General features: G+C 60.5%; 22 protein-coding genes. 5 read left to right on the forward strand and 17 right to left on the reverse strand.

What is annotated here, in order from left to right; translation table 11 throughout:
* Positions 1 to 338 precede the first annotated feature (338 nt).
* From GBEM_RS13460 to GBEM_RS13465, 3 genes are all read right to left on the reverse strand, one after another.
* Positions 339 to 968, reverse strand: coding sequence for an outer membrane protein (locus GBEM_RS13460; RefSeq protein WP_012531125.1), 630 nt, complete (start codon positions 966 to 968; stop codon positions 339 to 341).
* Between the two features lie 73 nt (positions 969 to 1,041).
* A complete protein-coding gene (locus GBEM_RS21500; RefSeq protein ID WP_012531126.1) occupies positions 1,042 to 1,188 on the reverse strand; it encodes a hypothetical protein in 147 nt (48 codons plus the stop codon).
* Between the two features lie 64 nt (positions 1,189 to 1,252).
* Positions 1,253 to 1,699, reverse strand: a complete 447-nt coding sequence (locus GBEM_RS13465; protein ID WP_012531127.1) for a thioredoxin family protein — start codon at positions 1,697 to 1,699, stop codon at positions 1,253 to 1,255.
* A 189-nt stretch (positions 1,700 to 1,888) separates the two neighbouring features.
* Here GBEM_RS13465 and GBEM_RS13470 point away from each other — a divergent pair, with 189 nt between their 5' ends.
* A complete protein-coding gene (locus tag GBEM_RS13470; RefSeq protein ID WP_012531128.1) occupies positions 1,889 to 2,710 on the forward strand; it encodes a polysaccharide deacetylase family protein in 822 nt (273 codons plus the stop codon).
* Positions 2,711 to 2,819: 109 nt separating this feature from the next.
* The gene (locus GBEM_RS21505; protein ID WP_012531129.1) at positions 2,820 to 2,996 is read left to right on the forward strand and encodes a hypothetical protein; all 177 of its coding nucleotides are present in this window, start codon (positions 2,820 to 2,822) and stop codon (positions 2,994 to 2,996) included.
* A 143-nt stretch (positions 2,997 to 3,139) separates the two neighbouring features.
* Here GBEM_RS21505 and GBEM_RS13475 read toward each other — a convergent pair whose 3' ends face one another.
* Positions 3,140 to 3,736 carry a hypothetical protein gene (locus GBEM_RS13475; protein ID WP_012531130.1) on the reverse strand — a complete coding sequence of 199 codons (597 nt, stop codon included), beginning with the start codon at positions 3,734 to 3,736 and terminating at the stop codon, positions 3,140 to 3,142.
* Positions 3,737 to 3,838: 102 nt separating this feature from the next.
* On the opposite strand from GBEM_RS13475, the gene GBEM_RS13480 reads away from it, so the two are divergent.
* Positions 3,839 to 4,246 carry a bacteriohemerythrin gene (locus GBEM_RS13480; protein WP_012531131.1) on the forward strand — a complete coding sequence of 136 codons (408 nt, stop codon included), beginning with the start codon at positions 3,839 to 3,841 and terminating at the stop codon, positions 4,244 to 4,246.
* A 21-nt stretch (positions 4,247 to 4,267) separates the two neighbouring features.
* Here the strand turns inward: GBEM_RS13480 and GBEM_RS13485 are convergent, their stop codons facing one another.
* The 3 genes from GBEM_RS13485 to GBEM_RS13495 all read right to left on the reverse strand — a co-directional run bounded on the left by GBEM_RS13485 (position 4,268) and on the right by GBEM_RS13495 (position 7,837).
* On the reverse strand, positions 4,268 to 5,467 hold the full coding sequence (locus GBEM_RS13485) for a class I SAM-dependent rRNA methyltransferase (RefSeq protein ID WP_012531132.1): 1,200 nt from the start codon (positions 5,465 to 5,467) through the stop codon (positions 4,268 to 4,270).
* A gap of 244 nt (positions 5,468 to 5,711) precedes the next feature.
* Positions 5,712 to 6,104 carry a hypothetical protein gene (locus GBEM_RS13490; protein ID WP_012531133.1) on the reverse strand — a complete coding sequence of 131 codons (393 nt, stop codon included), beginning with the start codon at positions 6,102 to 6,104 and terminating at the stop codon, positions 5,712 to 5,714.
* A gap of 110 nt (positions 6,105 to 6,214) precedes the next feature.
* Positions 6,215 to 7,837: an ABC-F family ATP-binding cassette domain-containing protein gene (locus GBEM_RS13495; protein ID WP_012531134.1), complete on the reverse strand. Its 1,623-nt coding sequence runs from the start codon at positions 7,835 to 7,837 to the stop codon at positions 6,215 to 6,217.
* A 345-nt stretch (positions 7,838 to 8,182) separates the two neighbouring features.
* Between GBEM_RS13495 and GBEM_RS13500 the strand changes: the two genes are divergently transcribed.
* Positions 8,183 to 8,560 carry a hypothetical protein gene (locus tag GBEM_RS13500; protein ID WP_012531135.1) on the forward strand — a complete coding sequence of 126 codons (378 nt, stop codon included), beginning with the start codon at positions 8,183 to 8,185 and terminating at the stop codon, positions 8,558 to 8,560.
* A gap of 15 nt (positions 8,561 to 8,575) precedes the next feature.
* On the opposite strand, the gene GBEM_RS13505 is transcribed toward GBEM_RS13500, so the two are convergent.
* From GBEM_RS13505 to GBEM_RS13540, 8 genes are all read right to left on the reverse strand, one after another.
* On the reverse strand, positions 8,576 to 8,806 hold the full coding sequence (locus GBEM_RS13505) for a hypothetical protein (protein WP_012531136.1): 231 nt from the start codon (positions 8,804 to 8,806) through the stop codon (positions 8,576 to 8,578).
* Positions 8,807 to 8,906: 100 nt separating this feature from the next.
* Positions 8,907 to 9,599 (reverse strand): YggS family pyridoxal phosphate-dependent enzyme, encoded by a 693-nt coding sequence (locus GBEM_RS13510; RefSeq protein WP_012531137.1) that lies wholly within the window; start codon positions 9,597 to 9,599, stop codon positions 8,907 to 8,909.
* A 9-nt stretch (positions 9,600 to 9,608) separates the two neighbouring features.
* A complete protein-coding gene (locus tag GBEM_RS13515; protein ID WP_012531138.1) occupies positions 9,609 to 10,190 on the reverse strand; it encodes a Maf family nucleotide pyrophosphatase in 582 nt (193 codons plus the stop codon).
* 10 nt (positions 10,191 to 10,200) lie between these two features.
* Positions 10,201 to 10,419: a hypothetical protein gene (locus GBEM_RS13520; RefSeq protein WP_012531139.1), complete on the reverse strand. Its 219-nt coding sequence runs from the start codon at positions 10,417 to 10,419 to the stop codon at positions 10,201 to 10,203.
* Between the two features lie 39 nt (positions 10,420 to 10,458).
* Positions 10,459 to 11,766, reverse strand: a complete 1,308-nt coding sequence (gene trmFO / locus GBEM_RS13525) for a methylenetetrahydrofolate--tRNA-(uracil(54)-C(5))-methyltransferase (FADH(2)-oxidizing) TrmFO (protein ID WP_012531140.1) — start codon at positions 11,764 to 11,766, stop codon at positions 10,459 to 10,461.
* A gap of 233 nt (positions 11,767 to 11,999) precedes the next feature.
* Positions 12,000 to 14,339: a type I DNA topoisomerase gene (topA, locus tag GBEM_RS13530; protein WP_012531141.1), complete on the reverse strand. Its 2,340-nt coding sequence runs from the start codon at positions 14,337 to 14,339 to the stop codon at positions 12,000 to 12,002.
* A gap of 42 nt (positions 14,340 to 14,381) precedes the next feature.
* Positions 14,382 to 15,461 (reverse strand): DNA-processing protein DprA, encoded by a 1,080-nt coding sequence (gene dprA, locus GBEM_RS13535; RefSeq protein WP_012531142.1) that lies wholly within the window; start codon positions 15,459 to 15,461, stop codon positions 14,382 to 14,384.
* Positions 15,462 to 15,482: 21 nt separating this feature from the next.
* Positions 15,483 to 16,490 carry a LysM peptidoglycan-binding domain-containing protein gene (locus GBEM_RS13540; protein WP_012531143.1) on the reverse strand — a complete coding sequence of 336 codons (1,008 nt, stop codon included), beginning with the start codon at positions 16,488 to 16,490 and terminating at the stop codon, positions 15,483 to 15,485.
* 471 nt (positions 16,491 to 16,961) lie between these two features.
* Between GBEM_RS13540 and GBEM_RS13545 the strand changes: the two genes are divergently transcribed.
* On the forward strand, positions 16,962 to 18,164 hold the full coding sequence (locus GBEM_RS13545) for a peptidase U32 family protein (protein ID WP_049762727.1): 1,203 nt from the start codon (positions 16,962 to 16,964) through the stop codon (positions 18,162 to 18,164).
* Between the two features lie 479 nt (positions 18,165 to 18,643).
* Here GBEM_RS13545 and GBEM_RS13550 read toward each other — a convergent pair whose 3' ends face one another.
* Positions 18,644 to 19,588 (reverse strand): GGDEF domain-containing response regulator, encoded by a 945-nt coding sequence (locus tag GBEM_RS13550; RefSeq protein ID WP_012531145.1) that lies wholly within the window; start codon positions 19,586 to 19,588, stop codon positions 18,644 to 18,646.
* A 12-nt stretch (positions 19,589 to 19,600) separates the two neighbouring features.
* Positions 19,601 to 21,379, reverse strand: a complete 1,779-nt coding sequence (locus GBEM_RS13555; protein WP_012531146.1) for a sensor histidine kinase — start codon at positions 21,377 to 21,379, stop codon at positions 19,601 to 19,603.
* Positions 21,380 to 21,386: the final 7 nt, after the last annotated feature.

The following is a 21,386-nucleotide window of genomic DNA, read 5'->3' on the forward strand; positions in this document are numbered from 1 at the left end:
TCCGACCTCCATTGCCGCTGTGATAGTTTCCGGAAATCACCTGGTTCACCTCGATACGACACTTGAATGGGGGTCCATCTACTTCTTTCGGATTTTTGGGACATGGCTAAGCTACGTATAATTCTTTCTTCAGTATGTGATTGGGAATACACAATCATACTTTTTGTAAGATGAGAGGCAAAAGAAAGGGCCAGGGCACCTTTAACGGCGTACCTGGCCCTTTCCTTTCGCTGGTTATCTCAGTCGCTGCCTAGGCTCCCATTTATCGTTAGAGCCAGTTGTCGGCTGTCATGCAGCGGTTGCCGGTTCTTCCTTCAACTCCCGCTTGCGCTCCAGCCTCAGAATTTGATCCTCAGGCCCACCGTTGCGTTGTGGCTTTCGAACCTCATCTTGGTATCGGCGAAGTTTGCCTCGTCGGTGCGGAAATAGCGGTACCCAAGGTCCAACGACATCTGCCGGTTCAGCGCGACCTCAAGTCCCCCCCCCGCCTGGTAAGCGAGTACTACTTCTTCGTCCGAAGTGTAGAAATCACCGAACTTGTCGTCAAGGTTCAAGATGGCGAATCCGACACCGCCGCCAAGGTACGGCGTGATGGGACCGTTGTTGTGCAGATCGATGAACATGTTCGCCATGAATGCGGTGGCGTTCAGGCTCACGTCTGTATTCGTGAACCTATTCGGGGGGGGAGAGTTATTGAAATAGATGGTGTCGACGTTCCCTTCTTTGTAGGATATCTCGCCTTCGAGGCGCACCGTGCCGAAGTCCATGCCCGCCGTGCCACCAATGTTCAGGCCCGGATCGAAATTGACGGTGTCATTGAAGTCTCCTCCTGCATGGGTCTCGGAAGGAACGGTCACTCCGATGAAACCTGAAAAATACGGACCGGGACGCATGGGAGCTGCAGAGCTGAGATTTGGCATTGCCAGGGCTGCCATGAGCAGCACGGAAGCCACTACTGTTTTTTTCATATCCACCTCCTATTAATGGCGGCCATTCTAGCCGCTATGGTTATTTACATCTAATGACCGCATGCTGTCAAAGCTATTCCAACAGCTCCTCAAGTATCTGGTCCAGGCTCTTTCCCTCATACAGGCTTTCCAGAAGCTTGTGCACGGTGGGTTGTACTCCCTTGTATTGACAGTTTGCCACCAACTGATTCTCAAGAATCTGCAACTGATCTCCAGTCATACTCCCCCCTGTCCATTGAATGTGTACGTAAGTCTGCCAAAGCTCGGCCGACTGTCAATGCAGCCTACTTCGACTTTTCGTTGCGCCTGAACCAGTTCAGTACGGACTCTGGTGACTGCGCACCTTGGAGCTGGTCGACGGAGATTCCCTTATGCAGCAGGTGCACCACCGGAATCCCCCTTACCTTGAAGCGCGCCGACAGCCGCGGGCTCTCGTCGCTGTTGATCTGCACCACCGCCGCCTCTCCCGCCAGAAGTTCCGCCACTTTCCGCACCGCCGGTGCGAATGAGACGCAGTGGGGTCACCAAGGAGCCCAAAACTCCGCGAGCACGGGGGCGCTATACCCCGAGATGAAGGCGTCGAAACTGCCGTTGTTCAACTGCTGGGGATGAAGGTAAAGTGCCGGCAACTTGGCGTGGCAGTTGCCGCACTGCCCGGGGACACCCTCTTTTTCCGCCGGTATGCGGTTCGAGGCCCCGCAGGAGCCGCATTTCACCAGGTATTGTGTCATGGGAACCCTCCTTTTACTGGTCTGGGCGCAACAGCAGTAATTGTACCATCCCAGCTTCAGCCGCCGGAACATCGGAACATTTCCAACGCTCTTTCGTCGTTTCACATTTTGAGAGTTTCTGCTATGGTAGGTGGCTGCTACGCCCTTTCCCGAGGAAAGGGAACCAACGTTCGGAGGTCTTACAAAGAAATGAAGTGCAGAATCCTTTTGCTGCTGCTCGCGGCCACCCTCATGCTAACCGCAGGCGCACACGCGGCTGGTCCCGTGATAAAGGCCACCCCTCCTGCCGCTACCCAGGGAGTCAACGTCCCCATCCTGCTCTACCACCGCTTCGGCCCGACCGTCGCCGATGGCATGACCATCAAGACCAGCGTCTTCGAATCGCACCTGAAGTACCTCAAGGACAACGGCTACACGGTGATACCGCTCCGCAAACTGGTCGACTACTACCTGAAAAAGGGTCCGGCACCGGCGCCCAAATCGGTGGTCATCGTGGAAGACGACGCGCATAAGTCGGTCTACTCCGACATGCTCCCCCTGGCGAAAAAGTACAACGTCCCGGTCACCGTGTTCGTCTACCCCTCCGCCATTTCCAATGCCAAGTACGCGATGACCTGGGACCAGTTGCGCACCCTCCAGAAGAACGGGTTCGACATCCAGTCGCACACCTTCTGGCATCCCAACTTCAGGCATGATAAGAAGAAGATGGCTCCGGCCGAATTCGAGAAGTCGGTGCATACACAGCTCAAGAAATCGAAGGATCGCCTGGAATCGCAGTTGGGGACCAAGATCGACATGCTGGCCTGGCCCTTCGGCATCTATGACGATTACCTCCTGAAGAAGGCGGCCGATGCCGGTTACATCGCCACCTTCACCATCGAGGCTCATCACGCCACTGCCCAGGACAAGGTGAACAAGCTCCCGCGCTACCTGCTGATCAACGCGGACCAGGGGAAAGCGTTCGCTCAGATCGTGGAAGGGAAGGCTCCCAAGAGAAACCTCGTCTACTAGGAAAGGTTACACGGGGGCGGCTACCTCACCGCGCGAGTTGTCGCGGTAGGTAAGCCGCTCCCATTTTTTTCTCGGACAACGGCGGCAGGTCAGCCGGGAGATCTAGAAGATGGCAGAAAACCAGGACAACAGTAAGAAGCACCCCTGCGCCGACTGCACCTTCTGCCAATGGTGCTCGGACGATCGCTGCAGGATGTGCAGGGGGAAGAAGGGGGGCGGTAAAAAGCTCTCCAGCGCCGAGCAGATCGCCCTGTACGAATCACTCAACCCTTCCGAAAAGAAATAGGCGACGCCAACGAAAAAAAAGGGGGACAGGCAACTTTTTTTATCAAAAAAGTAGCCTGTCCCCTTTTCCATCCTTTCCCACATTAGCCCCCGCCACTGTTAAATCCCTCAAGTAGCAGAGTCGATCACCGAAAAGATAGTAGGTCAGATGTCCGTGCCCTGACGCACCTGGACCTTTTTGACCCGGGCGCGCTGTTTGGCGCCGGTAAGGAAACGGTGGAGGTGGAAGAGGTATTTCACCGTCACCACTTTGTGAAAGTAGGACTGGGTGAGGCCGTAGAAGAGTTTGCGCAACTTGGAGGGGGTGTTGCTCCCGAGAAGGAGCGGGCAGTAGTCGGAAAGCTCGACGGTGACGCGGAGCCCGTCGGGACGGGTTTGCGCCAAGAGGGAAAACATCCCCCTGCCGCACTCCCCCGCCTGCACCAGGAAGCCGCCGTTGATATAGAGATGAACCGCTTCCAGCTCCCCGTCAGCCTCGTACCTTGCGGGCTCGAAGGAAAGAAGCGCGAAGCGCGTCGACATGACCCGGAAATGGACCCCGTCGATGCTTACGGCGGGACGAACCAGCCCGAGGGTGTAGCGCCTGATCGACTTGAAGTACTGCTCCAGCAACAGCTTCGCGCAGACACGGGAACCGGCCGGGAGAGACAGGTCCACCCACTGCACCGAGAACACCGACGCGTCAGGGAGCAGGATCTGCTGGCAGGCGATCTGCAGCTCGTCTTCTTCGGGCTTTGACATCACACGCTCCGGTAGGGACTATGAAACTGCCGTCTAACATAACACGCAGTGCTGCCGGTCGCCACAGATAGACAGACGCATGCGCAATAAAGGGAGAGATCAATGGAAATGGTCGAATGGTCAGAAAGCATGAGCGTGGGAATCGCCAAGATCGACGAGCAGCACTGCAGGCTGATCCAGATGATGGGCGAACTCGATGCCGCCATAAGGGAGAAAGCCGGCGAGGAGATGGTCGAGGACATCCTCACCAACCTGTTCAACTATGCCCAGGTTCATTTCGCGGTCGAGGAAGAGCTCTTCAGGAAGCATAAGTACCCCGAAATGGCCCTGCACGAACTGGAGCACCAGAGGTTCATCGCCAAAGCCTTCGCCTTCAAGGAAAAGCTCGATGCGCGGAAGCCGGGGCTCTCGCTGGAACTTTTGACGTTTTTGTCCAGTTGGGTATTAAACCATATCGAACTGACCGACAAGCGCTACTGCAAGCACCTGCACGGCTGCGGGGTGAGCTGATACGGCGCGCTTCCCGCGGCTCTACCCCTTTACGCAGATCGCGTACTTGAGATAGCGCCCCTCCGGGAAAGTGACCGGGTACGGGAAGTCCTCCGGCTGACCCGATAGCGACACCACCTGCAACGTCCCCCCCGCCTGAAGCGCGCCGCGGCGCAATTCCTTCAGGTAATCGGCAAGATCCACCTTCTGATGGTTCGAGGAAGCGATCAGCAACCCTCCCCCTTTCAACAATTTCATAGCGGCGGCAACCAGGTCAGCGGTCCCGCCGCGCGTGGTGAAGCGGCTCTTGGACGTGGTGGAAAAAGACGGCGGGTCCATGAGAACCACGTCGTAGCATTTCTTTTGCCGCGCCAGATCGTCGAGCACGGTCAGGCAGTCCCCAACCAGGAACTCGTGCCGTTTGGGGTTCAGCCGGTTGACGCTGAAGTTGGAGCGGGCCTGTTCCATGTAGCCGGGCGAAGCGTCGACGCTGGTGACAAGGCTTGCGCCTGCCGCTGCTGCGGCGACGGAGAAGGCGCCGGTATAGCTGAAGAGGTTCAAAAAGCGCTTCCCCTGCACCCGCGCCATCAGGTCGCGCCGGTTCTTGCGCTGGTCGAGGAACAACCCGGTGTTAAGGCCGCGCTCCAGGCTCACCTGGAAGCTGAGCCCGTTCTCCAGCACCACGAGCGGTTCCGGAGCGGGTTTGCCCGAGAGGAGCTGCCCGTATTTCTTCCCCTCCCCACCCGATTCCAGCTCCCGGGTGTTCTGGGGGCGGCTCTTCTCGTAGATCCCGGCCGGCTCCAGCAACTCATCGAGCGCCTGGGTTACCAGCTTCAGGTGCCTGCGCCAACCGGAGCAGTAGATCTGCACCATCAGGTAATCACCGTAGTGATCTACCGTGATCCCGGGAAGGAGGTCCCCCTCGCCGTTGACCAGACGATAGGCGTCGGTGTCGACGAGCCCGGCATGGTCTCTTCGCATCGCTATCGCCCTTTGCAGCCGCTCCTTCACCCAGCCCCGGTCCAGGCGCATCCGTTCCCGCGACAGCACCCGCGCGACGATCCGGTCCTTGGGATCCAATAGCGCCTGGGCCAGGAAGCGCCCCGAAGGGTCCACCAGTTCCACCAGGTCGCCGGTCTCGCCCGCCGGCCACTTTTTGGTGTAGCTGTCGGCGATGATCCAGGGGTGCCCGAGCTCAATCATCCGTACCGATTCCGGCCCAACCGTGCATGCTTTCGACATCTTATCCTCTGAAAAACTCAAAAAAGCTAAGGGGCATCGCACGCGGAAGACGCGGATCAATCAAAACCACCTGCTCTGGCTTAATCTGCCGTTATCCGCTAAATCCGTGTGCGATGCCGTTGGCTGTATGAAAACTGAAAAAGGGCCGACCCCCCTGAAGGAGAGCCCGCCCCTTGCTCTAAAGGGGACAGGCTACTTTTTTCGGGAAAAAAGTAGCCTGTCCCCCTTTTATGCCGTCCCTTTTTTAGTGAACCTGGCCGGTACCTGCCGCCTGCTGCGCTGCCGCAATCGCCGCAGCCCTCGCCTGCTCCAGCGCTTCCATCTCCTTCAGCTTCTCGCCCAGCCAGTAGTGCAGCTCGCGCGCGGTGTTGTAGTTCACTACCACGCCGTTGATGACCTGGCGCACCAGGCTCCGCGTAAGATCAGACGGCTCGACCTCGGTCTCGGGGCCGATGGTGCCGGCCTGGGTGATCTCGTGGGTGATGGCGTTCGGGAGCGGCTGGCGCTCCAGGTAGAAGTTCATCACCAGTTCGCCGCGCGGGGAGATGCCGCCGTGGGCGCCGTTCACGTAGACGGGGTTGTAGTCGTATTGGAAAATGTATTTAAAGGTCATTTCGTTTTTCTTGTTGTTGGACATGGTGCTCTCCTTTTCAATGGGCATTGTAAAACTGCATGCGCTTTATAGCATGGAGCGGCGGCCCAGGCAAACAAGAATCTAACCCGAGCTTAATCTTGGCTCTCTAAATTTCAGGCATGATGCGTTTTGGAGAGGTAGTAGTCGTAATCCCCCTCGTAGAGCCTCATCTCGCCGTGGTCCACCTCGATGACGCGGTCCACCAAAAGACGCAGGAAGTGGCGGTCGTGGCTGACGAGGATGACGGTCCCGGCGAAGTTGTCCAGGGCGTTCAGTAGTATCTCGCGCGACCGTATGTCGAGGTGGTTGGTCGGCTCGTCCAGGACCAGGAAGTTGACCGGCCGGGCCAGGAGCGTGGCCAACACCACTCGGCTCTTCTCGCCGCCGGAGAGGTTCTCGATCCTCTTGTCCACGTCGTCCCCCTGGAACAGGAAGGAGCCTAGCAGGTTGCGGATCACGCCGATGGTCGCAAGCGGTATCACGTCCTGCACCGTTTCGAAGATGGTCTTCTTGGGATCGAGGATCTCCATGGCGTGCTGGCTGAAGTAGCCAAGCTCCACGTTCGCCCCGAGCGCCACGCTCCCCTGGCTCGGATCGGTCTCGCCGGCGAGCACCTTAAGGAAGGTGGATTTCCCCGCGCCGTTCACGCCGACCACCGCGATCTTGCTGAGCCTTTTGACGACCCCGGTGACGCCGGAGAAGATCGGCTGCAGGCTCCCGTCCGGCTGTTCCCAGCTCTTTCCCAGCCCATCCATGACCACCACGTCGTCGCCGCTTCTGGGGGGTGCGGCGAACTCGAAGCGGACCACCCGCTCCTCGGGCGGAATCTCGATGCGCTCGATCTTCTCGATCTTCTTCACCCGGGACTGCACCTGGGCCGCGTGGGAGGCGCGGGCAGCGAAACGGGCGATGAATTCCTCCTCCTTGGCGAGCATCTCCTGCTGGCGCTTGTGGCTCGCGATCAGCTGCTCGCGGCGGATGTCGCGCTCCTTTTCGTAGAAGTCGTAGTTGCCGCCGTAGGTGGTTACCGTCTTGTTGGCCACCTCGATGACGCGGGTCACCACGCGGTTCATGAAATCGCGGTCGTGGCTGGTCATCAGCAGCGCCCCGGTGAATTCATTGGCAAGCCACTCTTCGAGCCAGATGATCGATTCGACGTCCAGGTGGTTGGTCGGCTCGTCCAGAAGCAATACGTCGGGCTGCAGCGTGAGGATGCCGGCAAGCGCCACGCGCATGCGCCAACCGCCGGAGAACGATTCGACCGGGTTATGGAAGCGGTCCGGCCCGATACCCAGGCCGGTCAGCACCTCCTGGGCGCGCGAATCGAGATCGTACCCTCCCCGGTGCTCGAACTCCTCCATCGCGGAGCCGTAGCGCTCCAAAAGCGACGCCATGTCGTCGTCGGACATGGGGAGCCCCATCTGCTCTTCCATCTGCTTCAGTTCGGCGGCAAGGCGCACCGTCTCGGCAGAAACCGCCATCACCTCCTGCAGCGCGGATCTCCCGCGCATGTCGCCTATGTCCTGCGAGAAGTAGCCGATGGTGGTCTTCTTGGCCAGCGTCATCTCGCCGGCGTCCACCTCCTCTTCGCCGGTGACGATGCGAAAGAGCGTGGTCTTCCCTGCGCCGTTGGGGCCGACAAGGCCGGTCCGGGTGCCTGGGAGTATCTGGAAGCTCGCCTCGCGGAAGAGTACCTGCGAGCCGTGCTGCTTGGTGATGTTGGACAGATGGATCATGAATGCTCCTGGAGTTTGATCTTAACTGGCCAGCGTTAGCATGAAGAGTGTGCCAGTGACAACTTAATTTTTATCAAGGGAGCGATTGGGGCGGGTAACGAAGGGGTGCAACGATTTCGTCTTTTGGCGTAAAGATCGCACAGCAGGTGTTCAAAAGACGCACAGCCTGTATGAAGTTCAAGCGGAGGGAGATGCGAAGCGGACGGGATGCTCCGAAGATAATCTTTAATGATTACAGGAGAGGCCAGATCATTAATGAGAAAAAATGCGGCACCACAAGGGTTTCGGCTCCCTTCCTGCTACATAAGGACAAGGCAGCGTAAACACGAAACCAGGGGGTAATGCATGAACATGTTCACCGCGATGATGGCTACCGTCACCTTGACCATGACTGCTGTTATGGCGCCAAGGATTTACCTGTCATGGCTCATGGCTGAGGAGCGCTGCCTTGAGGGAGAGATCGAGGAACTGCATGCGTTGCTGGCCGAGCAAAACGATTGGGTCAAGCGTCACTTCGGTTGCGGCGCAGCCGCTGTGGCCATGATCTGGATGGTGAAGACGTCCCAGCACGACCTGGAGGTCCCCGCCTCGATGGCAGTCGCGCTGGGGGCGTATGCGGTCATCTCGATGACGTTCGCCGTTTTGGAATCGCTGGTGGCCCAAAAGATAGCGACCTTCCTGCAGACGGTACCGATCCGGGTAGAGGTACGCGAAGAGAACTAGTGGTAGCACTTAGGCCTAGCGCCGCCTGAGGAAGAGCTCCACCGCAACCCTCAACAGGTTCGCCAGGTAGATGCAAAGGAACATGATGACGGCGAGATTGACGAAACGGGTCCAGATGGGATCGGGAACCGTCGTCACCCTGCCGAAGTTGTTGAAGAGGTACCATCCGCAGAGGATGACGCCTATGGCCGCGCCCCCGATGACGAAGGGGCGCCTGAGTTTGGAAACCGTCTTTTCCTGCTGCAAAACAGAACCTCCTTTTTTGGGCAGAGGGGCAAGGGGGACAGGCACCTGGCGGAGCCAGTCCCCTGTGGGCAGGGGGAGGGCACCTGGCGGAGCCAGTCCCCTAGCGGTATTCCCTCTCCCCGAACAGCGCCGAGCCTACGCGCACCAGAGTCGCCCCCTCTTCTATGGCGGCCTCGAAATCGCCCGACATTCCCATCGACAGTTCAAGCATCGAGACGCCAGGTATGGCGGCAGCCTCCAGCTTCCGGGCCAGCTCTCTTAGTTCCCGGAAATAGGGGCGCGCCCCCTCGGGGTCGTCGAAGAAGGGGGGCATGGTCATGAGCCCCACGACGCGCAGGTTGGAGAGCTTGGCCACGTCGCGCACCAGTTGGAACAGCTCATCGCTGCTGGTCCCCCCCTTGGTCTCCTCTTGGGAGATGTTGACCTGGATCAGCACCTCGCAGACCTTTCCCAAGGCCCCCCACTGGCGGTCGATTTCGGCGGCGAGCGACAGGCGGTCCACCGAGTGGATCAGGTCGACCATCCCCGCTATCTGGCGCACCTTGTTGCTCTGCAGGTTGCCGATGAAGTGCCAGGAAATCTCCGGCGGCAGCTCGCCCTTTTTCCCCACCAGCTCCTGCACGTAGTTCTCGCCGAAGATCTGCTGCCCGCAGGCGAAAGCTTCCTCGATCGCCGCGGCAGGCTTGGTCTTGGAGACCGCGACCAGCCGGACCGCATCCGGTTCCCTCCCGGCCCTGAGCGCCGCCTGCCTGATTCGCTCCCTGATTTTCCCCAGGTTCTCAGCTACCGACATGCACCCTCCCTAGTTCCCCAGGGCCCCTATCACCCTCAGCGCGTCCACCACCTCGCAAAGCGGCAGGCCGACCACGTTGGTGTAAGAGCCCTCTATCTTCTGCACCATGTGCGCAGCACCCCCCTGGATGGCGTAGGCGCCGGCCTTGTCGAAGGGGCAGCCGGTGGCAATGTAGTCCAGGATCTCCTCGTCGCGCAGCTTTTTGAAAAACACCTTGGTCCTGATGGCCTCGACCACAGCCCCCTTGCGCTCCCGGTCGTAGATGGCGAAACCGGTGACCACCTCGTGCGGCACGCCGGAGAGCTTGTTCAGCATGCGCTTAGCATCGGCGGCGTCCTTGGGTTTCCCCATGATCTCGCCGTCGCAAAGAACGATGGTGTCGGCGCCGAGGAAGAACCTCCCTTCGGCAAGTTCCGCCGCGGCGCGGGCCTTTCCTTCAGCGAGCCTTTGCACGTGATCGACCGGTTCCTCCCCGGGGAAGGGCTCTTCGTTTATGTCCGCCGGGACCACCCGGAACTGGATCCCCGCCGACTCCAAAAGCTCGCTCCGCCTGGGCGACGCCGAGGCGAGTACGATGCTGCTGTTTTTCATTCTTTTCTCCTTATTTCGCCTTGTCCCTGCCGCGGCATTTGCGGCACATCAGGACGAAGAGCGAGGTGGCCACCAGGATGACCATCCCCAAGGCGATATTCCAGTAGCTATCCTCCCACGCCCCGTAAACGAGGGAGGCTAGGGCCATGACAAAGGCGAACGCCTCAAGTGAGATAAGGCGCCCGATGACGCTGATCTCCTGCTGTGTCTTCTCCTTGTCTCCTTGCATGCCTACCTCCCGCCCGAAAGGGCTTGCCGAGGTGAACGATCAGGACAACTCCGGGAGCCACTTCTCCAACGTTTCCAGGCCCCGCTGCGCCAAAAGCCCGCGTTTTTCTTTCTTCTTGACCCGCCCGGGAAGGGAGGGGAAAAGGCCGTAGTTGACGTTCATGGGCTGGAAGTGCCCGGCCTCGGTGTTGGTGATGTGCCGCGCCAGCGCGCCGATGGCGGTTTCCGCCGGGGGGACTACCAGCCCCTCCCCCTGGGCGAGCCTCGCCGCGTTGACGCCGGCCACGAAGCCGCTGGAGGCGGACTCCACGTACCCCTCTACTCCGGTGATCTGGCCGGCGAAGAAGATCCTTTGGTCGCTCTTCAGCTGGCAAGTCGCCATAAGCAGTTCCGGCGCGTTGATGAAGGTATTCCTGTGCATGGAGCCGAGCCTCAAGAACTGGGCGTTCTCTAGCCCCGGGATCATCCGGAAGATCCGCTTTTGCTCGGGCCAGGTGAGCTTCGTCTGGAAGCCGACCAGGTTGTACATGGTCGCCTCGCGGTTTTCCTGGCGCAGCTGGATCACCGCGTGCGGCTCCACCCCCACCCTGGGATCGACGAGCCCCACCGGCTTCATCGGACCGAAGCGGAGCGTCTCCGGCCCACGGCTCGCCATCTCCTCGATAGGCATGCACCCCTCGAAATGGACCACCTTCTCGAAGCTCTTCGGCTCCACCTTCTCGGCAGCGACGATCTCGCGCACGAAGGCCTGGTACTGCTCCTCGTCCATGGGGCAGTTGAGATAGTCGTCGCCGTCCCCTTTGCCGTAGCGCGAGGCGCGGAAGGCCTTGTCGTAGTCGATGGAATCGGCCGCGACGATGGGGGCGATGGCATCGTAAAAATAAAGGTAGCTACCCGCGAGGCGCCCAATCTCTTCGGCCAGGAGGCCGGAGGTCAAGGGGCCGGAGGCGAGCACCACGATCCCCTCTTCCGGGATGCGCGTCACCTCTTCCCGGACCACCTCGATGAGCGGGTGACTCTCGATGCGGGAGGTGATGTACTGCGAGAAGAGGTCGCGGTCGACGGCGAGCGCCCCCCCTGCGGGGACCTTGGTCGCCTCGGCCCCCTCCATGAAGAGCGACTGCAAGCGGCGCAGCTCTTCCTTCAGAAGACCTACCGCGTTCTCCAGGGAGTCCCCGCGCAGCGAGTTGGAGCAGACCAGCTCGCTCAGCCCTGGAAGGTGGTGCGCCTCGCTGTAGCAGTTTGGCTTCATCTCGAAAAGGCGCACCTTCACGCCGCGCTTGGCCGCCTGCCAGGCGGCCTCGCAACCGGCGAGACCTCCGCCTATTACCGTTATTTCCTGCGTCATCGTTTCTCCTGAAAAAACTGCTTAGGCAAAGCCCCCTTCCCCCTTTTCTTGGGAGAGGGTGTGTCGTCTGGGGCAAATCCCCCCTGTCCCCCCTTCGCAAAGGGGGGGACGCGGTAGCCTTGCCTAGTACTTCGAGGGACACGTCTCTGGCTCCCCGGAATATCCCTTAAAAACCAAAGCGGGGTCCTAAGACCCCGCATCATGGTAGCACCTATAAACCTGCCCAGCCCGCTCTAGGACTGGTTGCTCTTGTAGTCGCACCCTTCTTTCGGGCACTTGAGGAACTCGCCTTCGCGCTTGTAGACCTTCTTGATCAAAAGCGGGAAGCCGCACTTGGGGCAGGGCTGCTGCACCGGGAGATCCCACAGGGCGAACTTGCACTCGGGATAGCGGTTGCAGGAGTAGAAGAGCTTGCCGAAACGGGACTTCTTCTCGATCAGCTCACCCTTGCCGCATTCGGCGCAGGTGATCCCGGTCCCCTTGGGCTTCACCAAGGGCTGGATGTTCTTGCAGTTGGGGTAGGCGGAGCAGGCCAAGTACTTGCCGAAACGCCCGTCTTTGATCAGCATGTGGCTACCGCACTTGTCGCAGATTTCCTCGGAAACCACCGGTTCGACCACCTCGCCCGTCTCCTTGTCCAAGGGACGGATGTAACGGCATTCGGGATAGCCGGTGCAGGCGTAGAACTTGCCGAACTTGCCGAGCTTCACCACCAGGGGCTTGCCGCACTCGGGGCAGACCTCGTTGGTCGCCTCGGTGGTGAGGTCGGACTTGTTCACCTCACCTTCCTTCAACTTCAGAAGGTTGATGAAGGGACCCCAGAACTCGTGCAGGAGCGGGCGCCACTGCTTCTCGCCGCGCGAGACCATGTCGAGTTCTTCTTCCAGGTTCGCGGTGAAGTTGTAGTCGACGTACTGGGTGAAGTGGTTGGTCAAAAGGTCGGAGACCACCATCCCCACGTCCTCGGGGAAGAAGCGCTTCTTGTCGAGACGCGCGTACTTCCTCTCGGTAAGGGTGTTCATGATGGAGGCGTAGGTGGACGGGCGCCCGATGCCGTACTCCTCCAGGGTCTTCACCAGGCTCGCCTCGGTGTAGCGCGGCGGGGGCTGGGTGAAGTGCCGCTCGGGGAGGAGCTGCTGCAGCTTGAGGATGTCCCCCTCGGCCAGCGGCGGAAGCAGGCCTTCCTTCTCCTTGTCCTCCGTCTCGTCGTCGACCCCCTCGATGTAGAGCTTCATGAAGCCGGCGAAGCGGATCACGGTGCCGGCGACCCGGAAGCGGAAACCCTCTCCCGCGCCGATGTCGACCGAGGTCTGGTCCAGGAGCGCCTCGGCCATCTGGCAGGCGACGGTCCTCTTCCAGATCAGGTCGTAGAGCTTGAACTGGTCGGAGCTTAAGAACTTCTTCAGCTCGATCGGGGTCTTGGCGATGTAGGTCGGGCGGACCGCCTCGTGCGCTTCCTGGGCGTTTTTGGACTTGTTCTTGAAGAAGCGCGGCTTCTCCAGCGCGTATTCCTTGCCGTAGAGCGAGGTAATCACCGACTTGGCCTCTTCCAGCGCCACGTTGGAAAGGGCGACGGAGTCGGTACGCATGTAGGTGATGAGACCGACGGCCCCTTCGCCGACGTCGATACCCTCATAGAGTTTTTGCGCCGTGGACATGGTCTTCTTGGCGGAGAAGCCCAATTTGCGCGCCGCCTCCTGCTGCAAGGTGGAGGTGGTGAAAGGTGGAGAAGGCTGGCGCTTTCTCTCGCTCTTGGTGACCTTGTCGACCCGGTACTCCGGGTGCGCGGGTTTATCGACCACCAGCGGCGTTCCCTTCTCGTCCCCTTCCTGCGTCGGGAATTCCTTTCCCCCGAGCTTGGCGAAGTGCCGGAAGGCGGTTTCCTGGTCCGGGATGTCGAACTTGCCGAGCTTCTTCCCCTCGGCCTCCACCAGCGTCGCCGTGAGCCCCTGCTTCTTGGCGGTCTCAAGCTTCGCGGCGATGGTCCAGTATTCCTGCTCCTTGAAGGCCTGGATCTCCTTCTCGCGCTCGCAGATGAGCCTCAGGGCGACGGACTGCACGCGCCCCGCGGAAAGGCCGTAGCGGATCTTCTTCCAAAGAAACGGGGAGAGGGTGAAGCCGACCAGGTAATCGAGGATGGAGCGGGCCTGCTGGGCGTCGACCAAGTCAAGGGCGATGTCGCGGGGATTCTCCACCGCATGCACGATGGCGTCCTTGGTGATCTCGTGGAAGACCACCCGCTTGATCTCGAACGGGAGCTTCTTCTTCCCGTCCAGGCCGAGCGCGGCCAAAAGGTGCCAGGAGATCGCCTCCCCTTCGCGGTCGGGGTCTGTCGCCAGGAGGAGCGAGGAGATCCCCTTCATCTCCTTCTTGATGGCGTCGATGTGCTTTTTGCTCTCGGGGAGGACGGCGTACTTCGGCTCGAAGTCGTGCTCCGTGTCCACCGACCCCTGCTTGCTGGGGAGGGCGCGCACGTGACCGAACGAGGCCAGGACCTTGTAGTCGTGGCCGAGGAATTTTTCAATGGTCTTCGCCTTGGCGGGAGACTCAACGATGACGAGATTCTGAGACATGTGTCCACCTAGTATGGATTTTACGCCTTTGGGGGCAACGCCTCACGCAACTGCGAAGCGCTTGCCCGGGAGTTGGACTATGGCTCCCTTCATTTCCAAGCGAAGTAAAGTAGCGGAAACCTCGCTTGCTGTCAACGCGCTCTGCACGATGATGTCGTCGATCTGCAGCGCCCCCTGGCAAATGAGGGCGTAAAGCTCCGCCTCCTGCGGGTTGAGCTCGAAGCTCGAGGGCTTCGGGAGGGGAAGGTTGGCCTGCGGCTCCAGGCCGAGCTCCTCCAGGATATCCTCCACCCGCTCCACGAGCTTGGCCCCTTCCTTGATCAGGCCGTTAACGCCCCTGCTGCCGCTCACCGAGACGTTGCCGGGAACGGCGAAGACCTCGCGCCCCTGCTCCAGCGCGTAATGCGCCGTGATCAGCGAACCGCTCGCCTCCCCCGCCTCCACTACCAGCACGCCGCGCGACAGCGCGCTGATGATCCTGTTGCGGCGGGGGAAGTTCTCAGCCTGGGGCGGGGTCCCCATGGGGAATTCGCTGATGAGCGCCCCGCTCTCGGCAAGAGCCTGGTAGAGCGCCCCGTTCTCCGGCGGGTAGACCAGGTCGATGCCGCAACCAAGTACGGCGACGCTGCGGCCGCCTGCCTTGAGCGCTCCCCAGTGCGCCGCCGTGTCTATGCCGCGCGCCATCCCTGAGACGACGGTGACTCCCTGCAGCGCCAGGTCGCGCGCAAGTCTCGTCGCGGTGCAGAGGCCGTACTGCGAAGCCCGCCTGGAACCGACCATGGCGACTGCGGTTTCGCTGCCGGAAAGCGCCCCTTTGAGATAAAAATACGGGGGCGGGTCCGGGATCTCCATCAAAAGGCGAGGGTAGCGATCGGACAGGATGTCGATGACGTCGACGCCCAAGGCCCGCACCTTCTCGCATTCGCTAGACGCCTGGTGAGCGTAGTCGTGTCCGGCGATGGAGGTCGCGGCCTGCGGGCTCACTCCCCTGACCTCCGAGAGCTCCTGCGGGGAAGCCTCGAGCACGCGCTCCGGCGTCCCGAAGCGGGACAAAAGCCGCAGGAAGGTGACGTTTCCCACTAGCGGCGCCGACTTGAGCGCGAACCAGTAGTAGTGATCCATGGGGTTACCCCCTTTGGCCAGCTACCTGTTTTTTCGCATCTCCACCCTGTCGCCACGGTACACGGTGTCGACGCTCTTGACGATGACGGCTGTGGAACTGTTGAGACCGGTGGAGACCACTACCAGGGCGCCGACCACCTCGACCGGGAGCTTTTCGATGCGGGTGTTGGCGTAACGCTGGTCCGGCGTGACGTCGCGCACGATGTAGAACATGTTGCCGGGTTGAGCGCCCTGTGCCTTCCCGAGGTCCAGGAAGACCACGTCGTTCACCGCTATGGCAGTGTTCCCGGTCTGGGTCTGGACGATGTAGCCGACAAGGTCGCGGTCCGAGGACTTAAGCGGCACCGTCACCTTCCGGTCACGGTAAGGAAGCAGGAAGGAACCGGCGCTTATCTCCTGGTAAGACTTGGTGATGATCGCCTTGGAAGCCTTTTCCTCCACCTCGGAGAGTTGCAGCTCGCCAAGCGGCATGACCTGCTGCCCGAGGATGACGTTGGTGAGAGGATGGCTTACCGCCCCTATTTTCTTGAAGATCGAGTAGCGGTCGCCGGCGCTGGCGCCTTGGTCGAGGCCGAGGTCGGTGTAGACGATGTCGTCGGTTCCCGCCATCTCCCGGTTCTGATGCAGCGAGATGATCAACCCCGCCGGGTTTGCCCCATTCTCCAGCAGGAACCCTTCGCTCCCCGTGGTATTGAAGACCGCTGCCTGCGGGGCCTCTTCGCGCGCCGCCTCAGCCGCGGGCGCCTGCTTCGAGGCGGACGCACCCGGCGCCGGTTCGATCTCGATCCGGTCGCTGTAGATGCGCAGCCGCTGCCCGGGATAGATGAAATGGGGGTTGCCGATGGCCTGATTGTTGGCCCAGAGGTTGGGCCAATAGTAGGGGTCTTTCAGGAAGCGCTGCGAGAGTCCCCAGAGGGTGTCCCCGGGAACGATGGTGTAAATGGTGGGTTGTTCCTGTTCCGCTGCCGCAAGCTGCGCGGTGCCGGCCAGGCACAGAAAGAGCAGTGCCAGAGAGAAGATTCTTTTCATACGCTCCTTAAGGGGTCCCGTAGGGCCGCCCTCCTCCGAAGTACAAAGCTTCATGGCTACCAGTTACAACTGCGGAAATACCGTTCATTAGTTTTTTGAGCCTCCCATGAGGAAAAACCGGAAGGGGGCGGCTCGCGAAACCGCATGCAGCGGGGGCTCACAGATTAGAACCATAGGCTACTTCATCTTAATGCCCCAAAAAAATTTAACATAATTAAAGCCTTTTGCCCATCAATGTCAAGGGGAAAGCGCCTATTCGGGGGTTCATTATCGGTCCGGTATGTGCTACGGTGTGCCGTTGCCGCGGGGCGGCGAAACCGGCGCCACACGAGCGCAGGAGCAAAGGAGCTGAGCTTGACGGGAAAGAATAGGGAGAAAACAGCAGGGGAAACGGCGGCGGCGCTTGCCGGCTTGGGGCGGAAGCAGCGCCAGGGACGGGTAAAGCCCGAGCTTTTGGCGCCTGCGGGGAACATGGAGAAACTGAAGGTCGCCATCCGCTATGGCGCCGACGCGGTGTACCTGGGGGGGAAATCGTTTGGCCTTAGAAACCTGGCCGGCAACTTCAGCCTCCCCGAACTCTCGCACGCAGTCGACTACGCGCACCGGCACGGCGTCAAGGTGTACCTGACCGTCAACGCCTTTGCCGACAACGGCGATTTGATCGAGCTGGAACGCTACCTGGACGAGATCCGCGAGATCCCCTTCGACGCCCTCATCGCCGCCGACCCCGGCGTCGTGGCGCTGATAGCCGAGCGCTGCCCAGGCCGCGACATACACCTTTCCACCCAGGCCAACACCACCAACTGGCGCTCCGCCCGCTTCTGGCAGGCCCAGGGTGTGAAGCGGGTGAATCTCGCCCGCGAGATGTCGCTGGAGCAGATCGCCGAGACGGCGGGGATGTGCAACGAGATCGAGCTCGAAGTCTTCGTCCACGGCGCCATGTGCATCTCGTATTCGGGGCGCTGCCTCCTCTCCCTGGCCATGACCGGCAGGGATGCCAACAAGGGGGAGTGCACCCAGCCCTGCCGTTGGAACTACGCCATCGTAGAGGAGAGCCGTCCCGGGGAGTATTTCCCCATCCACGAGGACGAAAGCGGCAGCTTCATCTTCAACTCGAAGGATCTCTGCCTGATCGAGCACCTTCCCGAGCTGGTGGAGAGCGGCGTCCACTCCCTTAAGATAGAGGGGAGGATGAAAGGGATCTACTACGCGGCCAGCGTGATCCGCATCTACCGCGAGGCGCTGGACAGCTATTGGGAGAACCCGCAAGAATACCGGCTGAACCCGGCGTGGCTGGAGGAGCTGAGCAAGATCAGCCACCGCGGGTACACCACCGGATTTTTGTTGGGCAAGCCGCGCGACGTGGACCACGAGTACCTCTCGCGTTACGTGAGGAACTTCGAGTTTGTGGCGCTGGTCGAGGGGGAGGCGCCGCGTGGAGGGACCCTGGTTGCGGTGAGGAACAGGCTGCAGTTGGGCGACGCCCTGGAGCTCATCGGTCAGGGGACGAGTTTCACTCGGTTCGTTTTGCAGTCGATGGAAGACGAGGACGGCGTCCCGCTCCAGGTAGCGCACCCAAACCAGCGGGTAGTCCTGAAAGAACTCACCGGAGCCGGGGAATACGATTTGATCAGAAGAGAAAAACCCGAGAAAACCAAAAGACTAAACCATTAACAAGGAGAAAATCTGAGGACATCTGAGACCCCAAAGGCTTTGAGTTAAAACTAAAAACTTAAAAGCTGAAACCTAAAACCTTTAGCCACGGAGAAAATCTGAGAACATCAAAGACTTCTTTTGGGAAAAACAGAACCAACCGCTAAGTTTTTTAACCGTAATGTCTTGGTTTTCTCAGATTTTCTCCGTGGCTAATGGTTTTGGCTTTGCCTTTCCCAGAGAAAGTTTTTGACTCTCTCCGGTTTTGCCTTTCTCAGAACTCCTCAGAAGTTCTCCTTGTGAGCGGTTTTGGTTTTTGACTCTCTCAGATTTTCTCCGTGGCTAATGGTTTTGGTTTTGCCTTTCCCAGAAAAAGTTTTTGACTCTCTCCGGTTTTGCCTTTCTCAGAAGTCCTCAGAAGTTCTCCTTGTGAGCGGTTTTGGTTTTTGACTCTCTCAGATTTTCTCCGTGGCTAAATGGTTTAGCCGTTCTCGGGTTTCTCAGTTCCATACCACCATGTTCTTCCCGCTGTTCTTCGCCTTGTAGAGGAGCTGGTCGGCGAAGTCCAAAAGTTCCGGCGCGTCCATCCCGTCCCTGGGATAGGCGGCTACGCCGATGCTGATGGTCACCTTCCCCAAGGGCTGGGTCTCCCCGCCGGGGAACGGGTGCTCCGCGACCCTGCGCCTGAGTTCCTCCGCCACGCCCAGCGCCGCCTCCTTGGGCGTCTCCGGGAGCAGCAGCACGAACTCCTCTCCGCCGTAGCGCGCAGCCGTGTCGCAGATCCGCAGGTGCGTCGTCATGAGCTGCGCCAGGGTCTTCAAAAGCGCGTCCCCCTGCGGATGCCCGTTGGTGTCGTTGTACCTCTTGAAGTTGTCGACATCCATGAAGATGAGGCTGCACTGCTTCCCGTAGCGCTTGGACCTGGCCACCTCCAAAACAAACGCCTCCTCGAAGTAGCGATGGTTGTAAAGCGCGGTGAGCCCGTCATGCACCGCCAGCTCCTTGAGTGCCAGGTTCGCCTCCTTTAGCTCGGCGTTGGCGCGGGTCAATTGCTCCAAGAGCTCCCGGTTCTGCGTCACCAGGCGAGCCTTCTCCGCCGCCCGCCCCGCCACCGCGGAGATCAGGTCCAGGCTCTCGAACGGCTTCACCAGGTAGTCGTAGGCGCCGGCTCTGAGCGCGGTGAGCGCGCTGTCGAGCGAGGCGTGGCTGGTCATGATCACCACCTGGGTGTCGGGATTGTGCTCCTTGATCTCGGTTAGAAGCTCGATCCCGCTCATCCCCCCCATCCTTATGTCAGTGATCACGAGGGGATGGCTCACGCTCCTGAAAGCCTCCAGCGCCTCCTCGCCGCTGGCCGCCTCCGCCACCGTGAAGCCGTCGGCGGAAAGAACCTGCGACACCACGCTTCTCAGGGTTTCCTCGTCGTCAACAACCAGTAAGTCCATGCGCGTCCTCCTTTAGCCATTGGCTGCCGCGGAGGGTGGTAGGGTGATGATGAAGGTAGTCCCCAACCCCTCCTCGCTCTCCAGGTGAATCTCGCCGCCGTGATCCTTGACGATGCCGTAGGTGACCGAGAGGCCGAGCCCCGTTCCCTGCCCTGCCGGCTTGGTGGTGAAGAAGGGATCGAAGATCTTCCCCTGGATCTCCTTGCTGATACCGGGGCCGTTGTCCGCCACCCGCAATTCCACTCCCCCCTTTTCCAGCCTGCGCCCGGAAAGCTTCACCGTCCCGGTCTTCCCGCTCATCGCCTGCTGCGCGTTGAGCATCAGGTTCATGAGCACCTGCTGCAACTGGTTCGCGTTGCCGCGGCAGGTGGGCATCCCCGGCTCCAGTTCCTGCTCCACCTTGATGCTGTTGATCCCCAACTGGTGGTCGACGATGGCAAGAGCATCCGCCACCACCTGCTGCAGGTCGACCTCGCTGAACTCGACCTGCTCCTGGCGCGCAAACTTGAGCAGGTGCTCGATGATGGTCTTGCAACGCTTGGTCTCTTTCTCGATGATCAAAAGGTTCTTCTCCAGCGGGTGCCCGGCCCCCGCCCCCCTGAGCGAGAGCTGGGTGATGCCGAGGATCCCCGCCAGCGGGTTCTTCACCTCATGGGCGATCCCTGCGCCAAGCGAACCGAAGGCCGCCATCTTCTCCGAATGAACCAGTTGCCCGTAGAGGTCCTTGAGGGCCTTTTCGCGCACTTTCAACTCGGCGGCCATCTGGTTGAAGGACCGGGCCAGCGCGCCGATCTCGTCCCCTGATTCCGCCTTCACCTCGATCTCGAAGCGCCCCTGCCCCACCATCCGGGTCGCCTCGGAGAGCTTCTCCAGTGGGCTCGTGAAATGCCGCGACCAGAACTGGCTCAAAAGGGCCGCCGCACCCAGAAGCGCCAGCGACAGGAGCAAAAGGTCGCTCAGCAGTTCGCGCGAGGTGAGGTAGGCGGCGCTCTTGGGTATCTCCACCCCGACCACCAGCCCCCCCAGCGAGCAGCGCGAGAATCCTCCCACCATCTCCTTGCCGAGTTTTTTGTACTCCATGGTCATCCCGGAGCTGCGCGGGGCCTTCACCCGGTTCCACCATTCGACATTGGCTGCAACCCCAACCCGGTCGGGCGCCTTGTGCGCCAGGTAGCGCCCGGCCGAGTCCAACAGGAAGATGTCGAAGACCCGCGAGCGCTTGGCCAGCTCCTGCAACCGGTCCAGGCGCAGCACCGCCGTCGTTACCACCGGCGCCCCCCCCGCCGCAGGCTCGGAAATGGTGAGGGTGAGCGTGGGAAGCTTGGGCGAGAGCGTGGAATTCACCAGGTACACCTGCCCTGCCGGAATGGATTCCGGCGCCGGATGGGCCTGCAGGTTCGCCACTATCTCCTCTTTGGTCACCCCGACCGCCTGCAGCGCAGCGCCGTCGTACACGGTCTGTTCGCCGCCCGGGCCGCTGCGGGTAACCAGCACGAAGTCGCGGAACTCCTCGAAAAAGCCCTGCAGCACCTGGTCCCGCCCCGAAAGCTCCGGCTCGGCCAAGACGCGACCGAAGAGCTTCAACCGCTCCCGGTATCCCGCCAGGAGCGCGTTCGCCTCCTCCGCCGTATGCAGCACCACCGTCGAAGTGAGGTCGTGGATGTATGCGGTCTTGTCGACCTGGAACAGGTTCGCCATGGTGAAGGTGATCAGGCTCAGCACCACCGACACCACCAGCAACTGGGAGAGGAGCATCTTGAACCTGAGCGGAAATTTTAATCTGGTATGCATCCGGTCC

This window comes from Citrifermentans bemidjiense Bem (assembly GCF_000020725.1).
Taxonomy (GTDB): domain Bacteria; phylum Desulfobacterota; class Desulfuromonadia; order Geobacterales; family Geobacteraceae; genus Geomonas; species Geomonas bemidjiensis.